This window comes from Proteus sp. G2669 (assembly GCF_009915245.1).
Classification (GTDB): domain Bacteria; phylum Pseudomonadota; class Gammaproteobacteria; order Enterobacterales; family Enterobacteriaceae; genus Proteus.
In genome coordinates, this window is the sequence record NZ_JAABLX010000050.1 from 153,228 (window position 1) to 168,407 (window position 15,180).

The window sequence follows — 15,180 nt, forward strand, 5'->3', positions numbered from 1 at the left end:
ATAATCAAATGTACGTTTATTTATAGTTATGAAAAATGTTTTAACCCACTCATTTTATGGAGTTTTTGGCTCACTAAATACGTTAGAGTCATTCAATATACTGTTTTTAAGGTTATTTAATTTTATAAATAAACCGAAAAAACCTATAAATCATCAAAAAAAGAGCAGATCTTTCTTTTAATATTAATATCGTTTTTTGAATATTTCAGGCTAATACGTAGAAGGTATTCAAAGAGTTACTCATCTTTGTTTTAAATATAGAATGCCAATTAAGATATGAAAGCCCTTATTTTCTCTTTGGAAACATCTCTATTTTCCGGATAAACATAACAAAATGTAAAAAACGTTTTGAAAAACCGCCTTTTAACTTTTGCATCATGTAGAAGGCTTAATGTCTGAATAGACTAAAACAACCTTATAGAAACAGAGTGCATAAGAGGAAAGAATCAAAGAAAACGAAACGAGCTGTGGTACATGAAAATGAATGAAGCCATTAGGATGACTTAGAAAGCGCATACGCTTGAAGTTAGTGTAATAGCTAAAACGATGCGATAACTTATGAAAAGCTAATTTAAAAATCAATTAGTTAGGTTGTAGAACAACATATAAAAATAAAACGTTAAATCACTGATCATGATTATTTAAAGAGAATATAGGAAGTAAATAAGAAAGTAATGAGAGAGGATAAAAAGAAGTGGTGGGCGGTATTGGGCTCGAACCAACGACCTCCTCCTTGTAAGGGAGATGCTCTACCAACTGAGCTAACCGCCCGCTTGATTATTAAATGGTGGGTCGTGGGCGATTCGAACGCCCGACCAATTGATTAAAAGTCAACTGCTCTACCGACTGAGCTAACGACCCATTTAATAATTTTGCGTAAATCTGTAAGTAGCTTTGTGAATGGTGGGTCGTGGGCGATTCGAACGCCCGACCAATTGATTAAAAGTCAACTGCTCTACCGACTGAGCTAACGACCCGTCACAATGTTCACTACTTTATGTTGTATTTTTAGGAATGGTGGGTCGTGGGCGATTCGAACGCCCGACCAATTGATTAAAAGTCAACTGCTCTACCGACTGAGCTAACGACCCATACCTAATTATGTGATATTGCGCGAAATAACCGAATGAAGTGGTGGGCGGTATTGGGCTCGAACCAACGACCTCCTCCTTGTAAGGGAGATGCTCTACCAACTGAGCTAACCGCCCACTTCATGATGACTAAATTCTCACTACCACGCTTTAATGTAATTGGTGGGCGGTATTGGGCTCGAACCAACGACCTCCTCCTTGTAAGGGAGATGCTCTACCAACTGAGCTAACCGCCCAATTACATCAAATCATACAACGTATCACAACGAAAATAATGGTGGGCGGTATTGGGCTCGAACCAACGACCTCCTCCTTGTAAGGGAGATGCTCTACCAACTGAGCTAACCGCCCGTCGTGATGGGGTGCATTATAGGGATACTGCGCTATGAGTCAACGATTTTTATCAGATTTTTATCGTGAAAATGACTGTTCGTTTTATTTTTAGTCAAGATGCTTTTTTTAGCACCATAAGTGACACAGCAATTAACCAAAATAATCTTATGAGTAGCCTTCGTCAAACAAAACATCATCAATTTGAAATTTTTATCTCTGTTAAAAGCTTAATGTCATTGAGGAATTAGCATCCAGTGATAAAATAAGGCAACCATTTCGTTTTTTTGATAATCACGATTACTTATCTATATAAGTAAGACGTACTAAGGCAATCCCAATGAGTAAAATAAAAACCCGTTTTGCACCAAGTCCTACTGGCTATCTACATGTTGGTGGTGCGCGCACCGCACTTTATTCCTGGTTATATAGCCGTCACAATAAGGGCGAGTTTGTACTGCGTATTGAAGACACCGACTTAGAACGTTCTACTCAGCCAGCCATCGATGCAATCATGGACGGTATGAATTGGTTAAATCTGAATTGGGATGAAGGTCCTTATTATCAGACTAAACGCTTCGATCGCTATAACCAAGTTATCGATCAGATGTTATCTGCGGGCACTGCGTACCGTTGCTACTGCTCTAAAGAACGTTTAGAACAGTTACGCGAAGATCAAATGGCGAAAGGTGAAAAACCTCGTTACGATGGTTGTTGCCGTGGTGGTAATCATAATCACAGTGCTGATGAACCCCATGTTGTGCGTTTCTTAAACCCACAAGAAGGCTCTGTGATTTTTGATGATAAAATCCGTGGCCCGATTGAATTTAGCAACCAAGAATTGGATGACCTCATTATTCGTCGTACTGATGGCTCTCCAACTTATAACTTCTGTGTTGTTATTGATGACTGGGATATGGAAATTACTCACGTGATCCGTGGTGAAGATCATATCAATAACACTCCTCGCCAAATCAATATTCTCAAAGCATTGGGTGCACCTGTACCTGAATATGCTCACGTATCAATGATCTTAGGTGATGACGGTAAAAAACTGTCTAAACGTTATAATGCTGTAAGTGTGATGCAATACCGCGATGACGGCTATTTGCCAGAAGCACTATTAAACTACTTAGTACGTTTAGGCTGGTCTCATGGTGACCAAGAGATCTTTACTATTGATGAAATGATTGAGCACTTCACTTTAGAAGCTATCAGCAAATCAGCCAGTGCATTTAATACTGATAAATTACTTTGGTTAAATCATCATTACATCAATACGTTGCCAGCAGAAAAAGTCGCTGTTCATTTAGATTGGCATATCAAACAACAAAATATTGATACCAGCAATGGTCCATCATTAGTTGAGCTGATCAAATTATTAGGTGAACGCTGTAAAACATTAAAAGAAATGGCTGAAAGTTGTCATTACTTCTATATTGATTTCGAAACCTTTGAAGAAACAGCTGCGAAAAAACATTTACGCCCAGTCGCTCGCCAACCATTAGAAGTGGTTCGTGATAAATTATCTGCTATTACTGATTGGACTGCTGAAAATGTTCACCAAGCTATTCAAGATACCGCTGATGAATTAGAAATCGGTATGGGTAAAGTTGGTATGCCATTACGTGTTGCTGTAACGGGTGCAGGCCAATCTCCTGGCTTAGATGTTACTGTTCATGCTATTGGTAAAACACGTAGTATTGCGCGTATTAATAAAGCATTAGACTTTATTACAGAAAGAGAAAATCAAGCTTAATTTACACATTAAACTTGCTGACTAAGAGAGATACATTCCTAAATTACGGAATGTATCTTTTTTTTGTATTCTTTTTCAGCAATCAACAAATAATGTGAGATTAACTGATTGACAGTATTGTGCTTGTTGCCTATTATCAAGCCCGTTCCAGTATGTTGGGGCTATAGCTCAGTTGGGAGAGCGCTTGCATGGCATGCAAGAGGTCAGCGGTTCGATCCCGCTTAGCTCCACCAATATACTCTAGAACAATCCAATATGTGGGGTTATAGCTCAGTTGGGAGAGCGCTTGCATGGCATGCAAGAGGTCAACGGTTCGATCCCGTTTAGCTCCACCAGAATTTCAAGATCCTGAAGAGAAATCTTCGGGATTTTTTGTTTTCTACTCCTTATTCATTTCTATTGTGCAGTGTAACCCCCATCAACGGCATAAAATGCACCTGTTGTGAAACTACTTTCATCTGAAAGTAAAAAAGCAACGGTTTTAGCGACTTCTTCTCTGGTTGCCATACGTTTCATTGGGTGTGTATCTGCCATCCATTCACGTACTTCGTTGGGTAGCATTTGCATCCTTGGTGTATCGACATAACCAGGACCTATTGCATTGATCCTTATTCCTTTATCTGCAAATTCAAGTGCAGCTGAACGAGTGATCCCTAATACGGCATGTTTAGCTGCCGTATATGCTGAAATACCTGCAATACCGACAACGCCATTAGATGAAGAAAGATTAACAATACTCCCTCCCCCACTTTTTAAGATTGCGGGTATACCATATTTCAAGCCATAAAATACGCTATTAATATCGGTATCGATTACTGCTTTCCAATCTTCAATCTCATAATCCACAATAGATGTATTATGAGGCCCCGTGATCCCTGCATTGTTAACTAAGCCATGTAATGCTCCAGCTTGCGACATAACAGCCTCAATCATTTTTTCGACCTGAGAAGGTGAGGTCATATCAGCCTGCAAAGCAATGACTTTTTTACCCGTTATATCAATAGAACACGCTGTTTTTATTACTTGATCTAAATGCCTACCGGTAATGAAAACCGTCGCACCACGTTGAAATAGCAATTGTGCAATACCTTCACCTACACCTGTACTTGCACCAGTGACTAAAATCACTTTATCCTTAAAATAATCTTTCATTTTTATTTCACCTATTAACAATGACATCTCGTTTTATCGTACAATCGGAAGGTAATTAACTAAAGTTAACTATACATCATGATATTTGATTAACTTTAGTTAATCAATATAAAGTTTCTTCACGCGGGATGACCTGATAAAATTAACTTTAGTTAATATTATTCATGAGATGACGTATTTATGGAAAAATGTGAATTAGAAAATGCATTATCATTATTACAATGCACATTAGTCGCGCAACGCACTCGTTATACCCCAGAACAAGTCACTTGGGGTCAATATGATGTTTTAGAATTATTGCGCTTACGAGGTGATTTAACCCCATCCCAATTAAGTCATTCGTTAGCGATTTCAAGACAAAATTTATCGAAGTTTATGCGAGGGTTAAAAACCTTAGGATTTATTGCACAGTATCGTTCAGAAAAAGATAAACGTGAGTTTATTACCCATTTAACTGATGATGGCCACGCTTTTTTAGCAAGAGCAGCATTAGGTCGTAAACAAAATGCTGAAAAAATAAGTGAGTGTTTGACATTGGGAGAACAAACATTATTTATTGAATTAAGTCAGAAAATTATTAACGCATTAGCACCTGAAAAATCAGGTCTAGATAATAATTAATATCACCGCTTTAAGGGCTTTAATAGTCCTTCTAAGCCTTCAATTTTAATTGCAAGGGTCATCTCCATGAGTTGCCCTAGTTTTCCTTCAGGGAACTCTCCTTTCTTAGCAAACCATAATAAATACTCTTCAGGTAAATCAACCAACATTCGCCCCTTGTACTTACCAAATGGCATTTGTGTGTTTGCTATATCAATAAGATGCTGTTTTTCTAGCATATTCTATACCGTTGTTATCGAAGGAAAGGATCAATTATAGGGTAATTTAAAGATAAAAAAAGCAGTACCCGAAGGTACTGCTTGATTTTTTATTACCTGATGAACAAGTAATGTGGTTTACATTGTTATTTTATTCACATGCTATCTGTTTTATCTTGAGCGATTAAACAAACAAGCCTGCGATAGCCGCTGATAAGAAGCTCACTAATGTAGAACCGAACAGTAATTTCAGACCGAAACGAGAAACAACGTTACCTTGCATTTCATTTAGACCTTTAATCGCACCTGCTACAATCCCGATTGAAGAGAAGTTAGCAAATGAAACTAAGAATACTGATAAAATACCCACTGAGCGTGGTGAAATATCGGCTGCGATATCTTGTAAGCTACCCATTGCAACGAATTCGTTAGACACTAATTTCGTTGCCATCACACTACCAACACGTAATGCATCTTGTTCTGGTACACCAATTACCCATGCTAATGGATAGAAAACGTAACCTAAGCAATCTTGGAAGCTAATACCAAAAATCATGCTGAAAATTGCATTCACTGCAGCAATTAAAGCAATGAAACCAATCAGCATTGCAGCTACGATTAATGCAACTTTGAAACCAGCTAGAATGTATTCACCTAACATTTCAAAGAAGCTTTGACCTTCATGAAGATTACCCATTTGAATATCTTCTTCATTCTCAACAGAATATGGGTTAATCACAGAAAGGACGATAAAGGTACTGAACATATTCAGTACTAGAGCAGCAACAACATATTTTGGATCTAACATTGTCATGTATGCACCAACAATTGACATTGATACTGTCGACATTGCTGTTGCAGCCATGGTGTACATACGACGCTGAGACATTTTGCCTAAAACATCTTTATAGGCAATAAAGTTCTCTGATTGACCAAGAACTAATGAGCTAACTGCGTTGAATGATTCCAGTTTCCCCATACCATTCACTTTAGAAAGCACAGTACCGATAATGCGGATCACGAAAGGTAATACTTTGATATGTTGAAGAATACCAATTAATGCAGAAATAAAGATAATTGGACATAATACATTCAGGAAGAAGAATGCTAAACCACCTTTCATCATGCCACCGAATACAAATTCAGTACCTTGGGCAGCGTAACCTAATAAGTGATCAAATAATCCAGCAAAACCACGAACAAAACCTTCACCAACATCAGAGTTGAGGAAGAACCATGCTAATGCGATTTCAATAACTAATAACTGCACGATATAACGCAGACGGATCCCTTTGCGATTATTACTCGCAATGAATGCTAATGCGCCAATAACGGCGAGTGCTAAAACGAAGTGAATGATAGAAGACATGCATGCTCCAAAAATAAAAATAAATCTTGAGGAGCATTTTATGTAACGCGTAACATTAGGATGTGACTATTGTCACAATATCATGAAACCGCATACACACTATTTATTAAATAAGATAGGTTGATCACACTTTATAAGTTACTAAAGAAACATTAAATGTAAATTTCACTTAAGTGAAAAATGCTACTGAGAGCGTTTCTCAGTAGCATTTACTAAATAATAGTGTGATTATTTAGATTGATCAAGTAATCTTATCATTTCATCTTCATCAATAACGTCTATCCCTAACTCGTTAGCTTTCACTAACTTAGAACCTGCCGCTTCACCTGCAATCACCATATCAGTTTTTTTAGAGACACTTCCACTCACTTTTGCCCCTAAAGCCACTAATCTATCTTTTGCTTCATCGCGTGTTAATTGTGATAGTGAGCCAGTTAACACTACGATTTTACCAGCAAAAGGATTATCTCCCGCTTCATGAGTGACTATTACTGGTGCTTGCCATGTAATGCCTGCGTCATTAATTAGCTGATCAATAACCGTTTTATTGTGTTCTTCTTGGAAGAAATTCACAACGTGCTTAGCCACAATATCTCCCACATCTGGGACTGATTTTAGTGCTTCAACATCTGCATTTCGTAATGCTTCAAGCGTAGAAAAATGAGCGGTTAATCCACTTGCCGTTGCTTCACCAACTTCTCTAATTCCAAGAGCATAAATAAAACGCGCAAATGTTGTTGATTTTGATTTATCTAATGCAGCAATTAATTTTTTTGCTGATTTTTCACCCATTCGCTCTAAACCAGACAAGATTTTCTCATCTAAACGAAAAAGATCTGCTGGTGTTTTGACATACTCTTTTTCAACCAATTGGTCGATAATTTTATCGCCCATACCATCAACATCCATCGCACGACGAGAAACAAAATGCTTAAGCGCTTCTTTACGTTGTGCACCACAAATTAATCCCCCAGTACAACGCGCTACCGCTTCGCCTTCAATACGCTCTATATCAGATTGGCAAATTGGGCATTGCGTTGGAAAAATAATCTCTTGTGCATCAGCAGGACGTTTCTCTTCAATCACACTAACAACCTGAGGAATAACATCACCCGCACGACGAATAACCACAGTATCGCCAATACGCAATCCCAAGCGTTCGATTTCATCAGCATTGTGTAATGTAGCATTACTCACGACAACACCAGCAACTTGCACAGGCTCTAAACGGGCAACTGGGGTAATTGCACCAGTACGCCCTACTTGGAATTCAACATCTTTGATAATCGTCATTTGCTCTTGAGCTTGGAACTTATAAGCAATAGCCCAACGTGGTGCCCTTGAGACAAAACCCAGCTCTTCTTGCAGCGCAATATCATCCACCTTAATAACGACACCATCGATATCAAAGCCTAAGTTAGGGCGAATTTCTTCTACATGATGATAAAACTCAAGAACGGCTTTACTACCAGTACACAGTTTTACTGCATCACTGACAGGTAATCCCCATTCTTTAAATAGTTGTAAACGGGCATAGTGGCTTGCAGGTAACTCACCACCTTCGAGTACACCAACGCCATAACAGAAAAAGGTTAATGGGCGTTTCGCTGTGATACGCGGATCAAGTTGTCGTAAAGATCCCGCCGCTGCGTTACGAGGGTTAGCAAATACTTTTCCCCCTGTGCGACGAGCTTCTTCGTTTAAATATTCAAAGCCTTTTTCATTCATAAAGACTTCACCACGGATCTCAATACGTGCAGGAATATTTTCACCATATAAACGCAATGGAATAGCTTTAATGGTTCTTACGTTTTCAGTGATGTTCTCTCCTGTTGTACCATCCCCTCGCGTTGCAGCTTGTACTAAAACTCCATTTTCATAAAGTAAGCTAACTGCAAGTCCATCAAGTTTTAATTCACAGCAAAAAGTGATTTCTTCACTATTTTTTAAACGATCTCGCAAACGCTTATCAAATGCCTGATAACTGGTTTCATCAAAAGCATTATCTAAAGACAACATTGGAATTTCATGTCTCACTTGCTCAAATGCAGTGAGTGGTAATGCACCAACACGTTGTGTAGGTGAATCCGAGGTAATTAATTCAGGATGTTGGGCTTCTAATGCTTTTAGCTCATTCATTAAGCGGTCGTATTCAGCATCAGGTATTTCAGGCGCGTCCATGACATGATAAAGATATTCATGGTGACGTAAGGTAACGCGAAGTTTATCAATTTTTTGTTGAGTATTTTTATTCATGATTTATCACCAAAGAAGAAAAACCCCCGCAAGCGGGGGCTTTTTTACAGATAGAAACTATTGATTTAAATCCAGCGTCCTGCGAATTCTAGATTTATAAAGCTCGATTTTTTGTGGTGTTAAGAGTTTGCGCTCATCATCAAGTACAACTCCTCCCACATCAGATGCAATACGTTGAGCTGCAAGCAACATCAATTTAAAGTTTTGGTTAGCATCACCATAAGATGGCACCATCATAAACATAGAGACACCTGGTGTGGTTAATTCAGCCATGGTATCTATATCAAAGGTTCCCGGCTTCACCATGTTGGCTAAGCTAAACAAAACAGGACCATTAGCCGTTGGATTTAGATGACGATGGAAAATATTCATTTCTCCAAACTGGAATCCAGCTTGAATAATACTTTGCATCAATATTTCACCATCCAACATTTGACCATGGTGCGCACTTACGTTTAAGACAATAACCAGCTCTTTCTCTGCTTCTTCTACAGGTTCTACAACTGGCGCAGATCCCGTTTTTGGCTCTTCAGCCGGAGCATGATGCGAAGATTCAGTTTCAGCAGGAGTCACATGAGCCGTTGTCTCTGAAATCGAAGGCTCTGAGCTCACCGATGAGCTTGTATTAACGTGTGATTTTATTTCACCCGCTACATTGACCACTGGAGCTTGTCTTGGCTCATCCCTAACAACAGGTGCAGATTCTTTTTCAATAACATCAAATACTCCAAGGCTTGGCTCTTGTTGTAGTGATGTTTCATTAGAATGCCCTTTTGCTTGGTTCTCAGACATTAATGGATCTCTATCTGCCACCGAAAATTCAGGTTCATGTAGAGACTCCGATTTTATCGGTAGCTCACTCTCCCGCTTTTCAGTAGAGGATAAAGTTGATGTCTGATGACTAGTCTCAGCATATTGTGGTTCGTCATCGTTCTCATCTGACTGATAATTCTGTTTCTGACGTTTTACTGGGCGATTACGGAAAAGCTTAGAACGCTCTTTTCGACCAATCCATAAGCCGTGTAATAACAAAGCTATGATTAAAATCGCACCAACAACGATTAATATCAGACGCAAATTTTGCTGCATCATTTCTATCTCTGTTGTCTTGAGGTTTAATAGCCACGTTGGCGAATATTACTTTTTACTAAGAGTATTTGCCAATGCTCATAAGTGCAAGCCAATACTTAATTTTCTTGTCACAAAGATACACACTTCAATCTCTTATGCGCATTTTTTAGACAATTCATGACTAGTAAGGCTGATTATCTCCCTATATGATACTAGCTTGCCCTCATTGGAGAGAATAGGAAGTATGACAAATTTGACAGAAACGAATAAAAATTTAAATGGATTTCATTATTTTGCTCTTGGTTGGCGTTTAATTACACGCAAAGGGCTAAAACGTTTTGTTATCTTGCCGTTACTTGCCAATATTATTATTCTCGGAAGTGCCTTTTGGTGGTTATATGGTCAAATTGGCGATATGGTCAATTGGATGATGGAAAAAGTCCCTGATTGGTTACAATGGCTAAGCTATTTAATTTGGCCATTATCCGTTATTTTTATTTTATTGGTGTTCACTTATTTCTTTAGCACCTTAGCTAATATTATTGCCTCTCCTTTTAATGGTCTGTTGGCTGAAAAATTAGAAGGTCAAATAACCGGTATTGCACCACCAGATACGGGAGTTACGGGTATATTAAAAGATATTCCACGTATTCTAAAACGTGAATTAACCAAAATAGCTTATTATTTACCTCGTGCTATTGTCTTGTTATTACTTTATTTTATCCCTGTTGTCGGACAAACTGTTGCTCCTATTTTATGGTTTGCTTTTGGTGCTTGGATGATGGCAATTCAATATAATGACTTCCCATTTGATAACCATAAAATTTCATTTGCAGCGATGAAATCCTCACTCAAACAGGACAAATGGAATAATCTTCAATTTGGTATGATTATTAATATTTTTACCATGATCCCTATTCTAAATTTAGTCATCATGCCTGTCGCTATTTGTGGTGCAACAGCAATGTGGTGCGATCGTTATCGCAAACAACATACACAAGAAGGGCAGTGGTAAGCATTATCTCGTCGCTTATCGATCATGTTGAAAAACCCCGTTTTATTAAAACGGGGTTTTATTTTATAGGTTATATTTAAAATGCTAATTGTGTTTATTTAGCAATTGAACATATTACTCAATGAGTGAACGAATATAATCTTTCGTTTCTTCTCTATCCATCGGCTCACGTTCATTGATGCCCATTTCAAAGATATTTAAAGCACCATCTAATTTTTCAATCAGCTCTTCATCGTCTCGAATACAGAAAATATACGCATTTTCAAACGGTGTGAGATCCACTAACCGTAACCCTTTTTCTGTCAAAAAGTGGTTAATATATTCCAGATAAGGTAATTCATAAGGCAACATATAAGGATCAACACTCATCTCATCCCAATCAATATTTTCAACTTGAGATAAAATCAATGCGCTAGGTGATTCAGACAAAGAAATTTGTTCTAAGGATTTCAAATCAGGAATATCACCAAAATATTCTGTCCATTCCACATAATCCATTAATCCTTGAGCAGAGAGTGATTCGTATAGCCAATTAAGTACATCTTCTTGAGCATCAGACTCAGGTAAATTTTCACGCAAAGCTTGCGCGTCTAATTCAGGTACAGCGAGTTCCAGTGCGCTAATCAACTCTTCAATGGTTTCCATTATGACCCCTGTATTTACAATAAACGTAGTTAAAAATAGATTATCAGCCATCAATATACTGCACATCTCTTGATTTATTAATTTGTGAATCTTCTCACTCACTCTTGATTAGAACCTTTTGGAATAAAAAGAAGAAAAAGTTATAAGGTTATTCATAAAGCTTATTTCCATCTTTGTCTTGATGGCGTATGGTAATTTCATCTGACCTTATAAAAAATCATGTACCGAGGATAAAAATGAGCAAGATTTTCGAAGACAACTCGCAAACTATTGGACACACTCCCTTAATTCGCTTAAAGCATTTCGGAAATGGTAACATTCTAGCTAAAGTGGAATCTCGTAACCCAAGCTTTAGTGTGAAATGCCGTATCGGTGCCAACATGATTTGGGATGCTGAAAAGAAAGGTATCCTAAAAGAAGGTGTTGAACTTGTAGAGCCGACAAGTGGTAATACAGGGATTGCACTTGCCTATGTTGCAGCTGCACGCGGATACAAATTGACGCTAACCATGCCTGACACCATGAGCATTGAACGCCGAAAACTACTCAAAGCATTAGGCGCCAACTTAGTGCTAACTGATGGCGCGAAAGGCATGAAAGGGGCTATCGATAAAGCCAATGAAATTCGTGATAGCGATCCTAGCCGTTATCTCCTACTACAACAATTTAGTAATCCAGCTAACCCTGAAATTCATGAAAAAACCACAGGCCCTGAAATTTGGAACGACACTGATGGTGAAGTCGGTGCTGTAATTGCAGGTGTCGGCACAGGCGGTACTATTACGGGTATTGGTCGTTACTTGAAAAAGACTCAAGGTAAAGCAGTAACAATGGTTGCGGTTGAACCAACTGGTTCCCCTGTTATTACACAAGCCTTAGCTGGTGAAGAGATTAAACCAGGTCCTCATAAAATCCAAGGTATTGGTGCTGGTTTTATCCCTGAAAACCTAGATTTATCATTACTGGATCGCGTTATTCAGATCACAAACGAAGAAGCTTTTGATACTGCGCGAGAATTAATGACCAAAGAAGGTATTTTAGCGGGGATTTCTTCTGGAGCAGCGATTGCAGCCGCCGTAAAACTGTCAAAAGAACCCGAATTTGCAAACAAAGAAATTGTGGTAATTTTACCTTCTTCAGGTGAACGTTATTTAAGCACACCACTTTTTGCTGACATTTCTGATAGCTAAATCGCATCATCTCAATTGTAAAATATTTATTAAAAAAGCACCTTAAAGGTGCTTTTTTTGTGGTAGAGATCAAACTTTGTCATCCAGACAGGTGATTTATTCCTTCGAGTTTAGTATTTAATCAATTAATTATTTCGAAGGTCGAAATTAATCAGAAAATAACCGAGATGATAAAATCACCCTCTTTTATTTTCCTGAACACTATTTTTATCAGATGACGCTTTACGACTTAATATTATCTGATATAGCTACGCAAAGCAGGACAATTTCATCTACACTTACTAAGTCCTGACTTAATGTGAACAATTGAGTTATAAAAGGAAAAAAATCCTATGTACCAGCAAGAAGTTACTATTACAGCACCAAACGGCTTACATACTCGTCCTGCGGCACAATTTGTAAAAGAAGCCAAAACGTTCTCTTCTGATATCACCCTTATCTCTAGTGGTAAATCTGCTAGTGCTAAGAGCCTTTTCAAATTACAAACCTTAGGTTTGACCCAAGGTACTGTAGTGACTATCTCTGCTGAAGGCGAAGACGAAAAGCAAGCCGTTGAAGCACTGGTAAAATTAATGGCGGAATTAGAATAATTCGCGATTAAGCATTAGCACAGTATTTATTCCCCTGAAACCATTCAGGGGAGTTAACCTCTAATGATGATTTTAAAACAACAGTATTTTGCAATCCTATTCTTTTAAGATTATCACCAGCAAGTCGTAGGATAAATTATGATTTCAGGAATTTTAGCATCACCCGGTATCGCATTTGGTCAAACCCTTCTCCTCAAAGAAGAACCAATCATCATTAGCCAACGTAAGATCCAAAGTGATGAAATTGAGAATCAAATCGAGCGCTTTAAAGATGGCCGTAATAAATCTGCACAACAACTAGAAATCATTAAAGAGCGTGCTGAAAAGAATCTCGGTGCAGATAAAGCCGAAATCTTTGAAGGCCATATCATGTTGTTAGAAGATGAAGAGTTGGAACAAGAAATTGTTACTCTTATCAAAAGCGACAAAAAAACTGCCGAAGCTGCTGTTCAATCTGTTATTGAAGATCAAGCCACCGCATTAGAAGCATTAGATGACGAGTATTTAAAAGAGCGTGCAGCTGACGTTCGTGATATTGGTAAACGCTTGATGCGTAATATTTTAGAAATGCCAATTATCGATTTAAGTGCTATTTCAGAAAAAGTTATTCTAGTGGCAACTGACCTCACCCCTTCTGAAACAGCTCAATTAAGCCTAGATAACGTATTAGGCTTTATTACTGACTTAGGGGGCAGAACATCTCACACTTCTATTATGGCTCGTTCATTAGAAATCCCTGCTATTGTGGGCACATCTAATGCGACACAAACCATTAAAAAAGACGATTATCTGGTTCTTGATGCGATTAATAACAAAATCATTATTAATCCATCTGACGAAGAACTCGAAGCATTAAAAGCCATCAAAGAAGAGTATCTGCACGAAAAAGAAGAATTAGCAAAACTCAAAGATTTACCTGCCATTACACTTGATGGGCACCAAGTCGAAGTTTGCGCTAATATTGGTACAGTTCGTGATGTTGCTGGTGCTGAACGTAACGGTGCTGAAGGTGTTGGTCTGTATCGTACTGAATTTTTATTTATGGATAGAGACTCTTTACCAACAGAAGATGAGCAATTCCAAGCCTATAAAGCGGTAGCAGAAGCGGTTGGAAGTCCTGCGGTCATTATTCGTACTATGGATATTGGCGGTGATAAAGACTTACCTTACATGAATCTACCCAAAGAAGAGAACCCATTCTTAGGTTGGCGTGCAATTCGTATTTGTCTTGACCGTAAAGAGATCCTTCATTCACAATTACGTGCTATCTTAAGAGCATCTGCTTTTGGTAAACTGCGTATTATGTTTCCAATGATTATCTCTGTTGAAGAGATCCGTGCATTGAAAGCAGAACTTGAAATATTGAAAAGCCAACTTCGTGAAGAAAATAAAGCTTTTGATGAGTCTATTGAAGTCGGTGTGATGGTAGAAACACCAGCAGCTGCAGTAATGGCTCGCCATATGGCAAAAGAAGTTGACTTTTTCAGTATTGGGACTAACGATCTAACACAATATACTCTGGCTGTAGACCGTGGAAATGAGCTGATATCTCATCTATATAATCCAATGTCACCTGCAGTACTCAACCTGATAAAACAGGTGATTGATGCATCACATGCTGAAGGTAAATGGACTGGAATGTGTGGTGAACTTGCTGGAGATGAACGAGCAACACTGCTCCTTCTAGGCATGGGATTAGATGAGTTTAGTATGAGTGCTATTTCAATTCCTCGCATCAAAAAAGTGATCCGCAATGCGAATTACGATGATGCAAGAGCACTAGCAGAGCAAGCACTTGCTCAGCCAACTGCAAAAGAATTGATGGACTTAGTAGAAACTTTTACTAAAGAAAAGACACTGTGCTAATCGCATTAGCCAGAGCCCGGTCCCAACT

12 protein-coding genes and 9 tRNA genes are annotated in these 15,180 nt (G+C 38.4%); 8 read left to right on the top strand and 13 right to left on the bottom strand.

Annotated elements, in window-relative coordinates:
- Window positions 1-695: 695 nt before the first annotated feature.
- The 7 genes from GWI68_RS14660 to GWI68_RS14690 all read right to left on the bottom strand — a co-directional run bounded on the left by GWI68_RS14660 (window position 696) and on the right by GWI68_RS14690 (window position 1,442).
- Window positions 696-771, bottom strand: a tRNA-Val gene (locus tag GWI68_RS14660).
- Between the two features lie 14 nt (window positions 772-785).
- Window positions 786-861, bottom strand: a tRNA-Lys gene (locus GWI68_RS14665).
- A gap of 40 nt (window positions 862-901) precedes the next feature.
- Window positions 902-977, bottom strand: a tRNA-Lys gene (locus GWI68_RS14670).
- Window positions 978-1,015: 38 nt separating this feature from the next.
- A tRNA-Lys gene (locus GWI68_RS14675) sits at window positions 1,016-1,091 on the bottom strand.
- Window positions 1,092-1,132: 41 nt separating this feature from the next.
- Window positions 1,133-1,208, bottom strand: a tRNA-Val gene (locus GWI68_RS14680).
- Window positions 1,209-1,251: 43 nt separating this feature from the next.
- A tRNA-Val gene (locus GWI68_RS14685) sits at window positions 1,252-1,327 on the bottom strand.
- Window positions 1,328-1,366: 39 nt separating this feature from the next.
- A tRNA-Val gene (locus tag GWI68_RS14690) sits at window positions 1,367-1,442 on the bottom strand.
- A 319-nt stretch (window positions 1,443-1,761) separates the two neighbouring features.
- Here GWI68_RS14690 and gltX point away from each other — a divergent pair.
- The 3 genes from gltX (at window position 1,762) to GWI68_RS14705 (ending at window position 3,515) form a co-directional block, all read left to right on the top strand.
- On the top strand, window positions 1,762-3,180 hold the full coding sequence (gene gltX / locus GWI68_RS14695) for a glutamate--tRNA ligase (protein WP_166540762.1): 1,419 nt from the start codon (window positions 1,762-1,764) through the stop codon (window positions 3,178-3,180).
- A gap of 157 nt (window positions 3,181-3,337) precedes the next feature.
- Window positions 3,338-3,413: transfer RNA gene (locus GWI68_RS14700), tRNA-Ala, on the top strand.
- Between the two features lie 26 nt (window positions 3,414-3,439).
- Window positions 3,440-3,515: transfer RNA gene (locus tag GWI68_RS14705), tRNA-Ala, on the top strand.
- 61 nt (window positions 3,516-3,576) lie between these two features.
- On the opposite strand, the gene GWI68_RS14710 is transcribed toward GWI68_RS14705, so the two are convergent.
- On the bottom strand, window positions 3,577-4,332 hold the full coding sequence (locus tag GWI68_RS14710; RefSeq protein WP_166540763.1) for an SDR family NAD(P)-dependent oxidoreductase: 756 nt from the start codon (window positions 4,330-4,332) through the stop codon (window positions 3,577-3,579).
- Window positions 4,333-4,512: 180 nt separating this feature from the next.
- Here GWI68_RS14710 and GWI68_RS14715 point away from each other — a divergent pair, with 180 nt between their 5' ends.
- Window positions 4,513-4,953, top strand: coding sequence for a MarR family transcriptional regulator (locus GWI68_RS14715; RefSeq protein WP_166540764.1), 441 nt, complete (start codon window positions 4,513-4,515; stop codon window positions 4,951-4,953).
- 2 nt (window positions 4,954-4,955) lie between these two features.
- Here GWI68_RS14715 and GWI68_RS14720 read toward each other — a convergent pair whose 3' ends face one another.
- The 4 genes from GWI68_RS14720 to zipA form a co-directional block, all read right to left on the bottom strand.
- Complete coding sequence (locus GWI68_RS14720; protein ID WP_023581656.1) at window positions 4,956-5,171, bottom strand: DUF3820 family protein; 216 nt, start codon at window positions 5,169-5,171, stop codon at window positions 4,956-4,958.
- Window positions 5,172-5,334: 163 nt separating this feature from the next.
- Window positions 5,335-6,519: a NupC/NupG family nucleoside CNT transporter gene (locus tag GWI68_RS14725; protein WP_036935465.1), complete on the bottom strand. Its 1,185-nt coding sequence runs from the start codon at window positions 6,517-6,519 to the stop codon at window positions 5,335-5,337.
- 228 nt (window positions 6,520-6,747) lie between these two features.
- The gene (ligA, locus tag GWI68_RS14730) at window positions 6,748-8,775 is read right to left on the bottom strand and encodes an NAD-dependent DNA ligase LigA (protein ID WP_166540765.1); all 2,028 of its coding nucleotides are present in this window, start codon (window positions 8,773-8,775) and stop codon (window positions 6,748-6,750) included.
- 57 nt (window positions 8,776-8,832) lie between these two features.
- A complete protein-coding gene (gene zipA, locus GWI68_RS14735; protein WP_208105217.1) occupies window positions 8,833-9,864 on the bottom strand; it encodes a cell division protein ZipA in 1,032 nt (343 codons plus the stop codon).
- A 226-nt stretch (window positions 9,865-10,090) separates the two neighbouring features.
- Between zipA and cysZ the strand changes: the two genes are divergently transcribed.
- On the top strand, window positions 10,091-10,861 hold the full coding sequence (cysZ, locus tag GWI68_RS14740; protein ID WP_166540767.1) for a sulfate transporter CysZ: 771 nt from the start codon (window positions 10,091-10,093) through the stop codon (window positions 10,859-10,861).
- A gap of 114 nt (window positions 10,862-10,975) precedes the next feature.
- Here cysZ and GWI68_RS14745 read toward each other — a convergent pair whose 3' ends face one another.
- Complete coding sequence (locus tag GWI68_RS14745) at window positions 10,976-11,506, bottom strand: hypothetical protein (RefSeq protein ID WP_166540768.1); 531 nt, start codon at window positions 11,504-11,506, stop codon at window positions 10,976-10,978.
- Window positions 11,507-11,742: 236 nt separating this feature from the next.
- Between GWI68_RS14745 and cysK the strand changes: the two genes are divergently transcribed.
- From cysK to ptsI, 3 genes are all read left to right on the top strand, one after another.
- Window positions 11,743-12,696: a cysteine synthase A gene (gene cysK / locus GWI68_RS14750; protein WP_166540769.1), complete on the top strand. Its 954-nt coding sequence runs from the start codon at window positions 11,743-11,745 to the stop codon at window positions 12,694-12,696.
- Window positions 12,697-13,028: 332 nt separating this feature from the next.
- Window positions 13,029-13,286 (top strand): phosphocarrier protein Hpr, encoded by a 258-nt coding sequence (gene ptsH, locus GWI68_RS14755; RefSeq protein WP_006533407.1) that lies wholly within the window; start codon window positions 13,029-13,031, stop codon window positions 13,284-13,286.
- 138 nt (window positions 13,287-13,424) lie between these two features.
- Window positions 13,425-15,152 (top strand): phosphoenolpyruvate-protein phosphotransferase PtsI, encoded by a 1,728-nt coding sequence (gene ptsI, locus GWI68_RS14760; protein WP_109407303.1) that lies wholly within the window; start codon window positions 13,425-13,427, stop codon window positions 15,150-15,152.
- The last annotated feature ends 28 nt before the right edge of the window (window positions 15,153-15,180 follow it).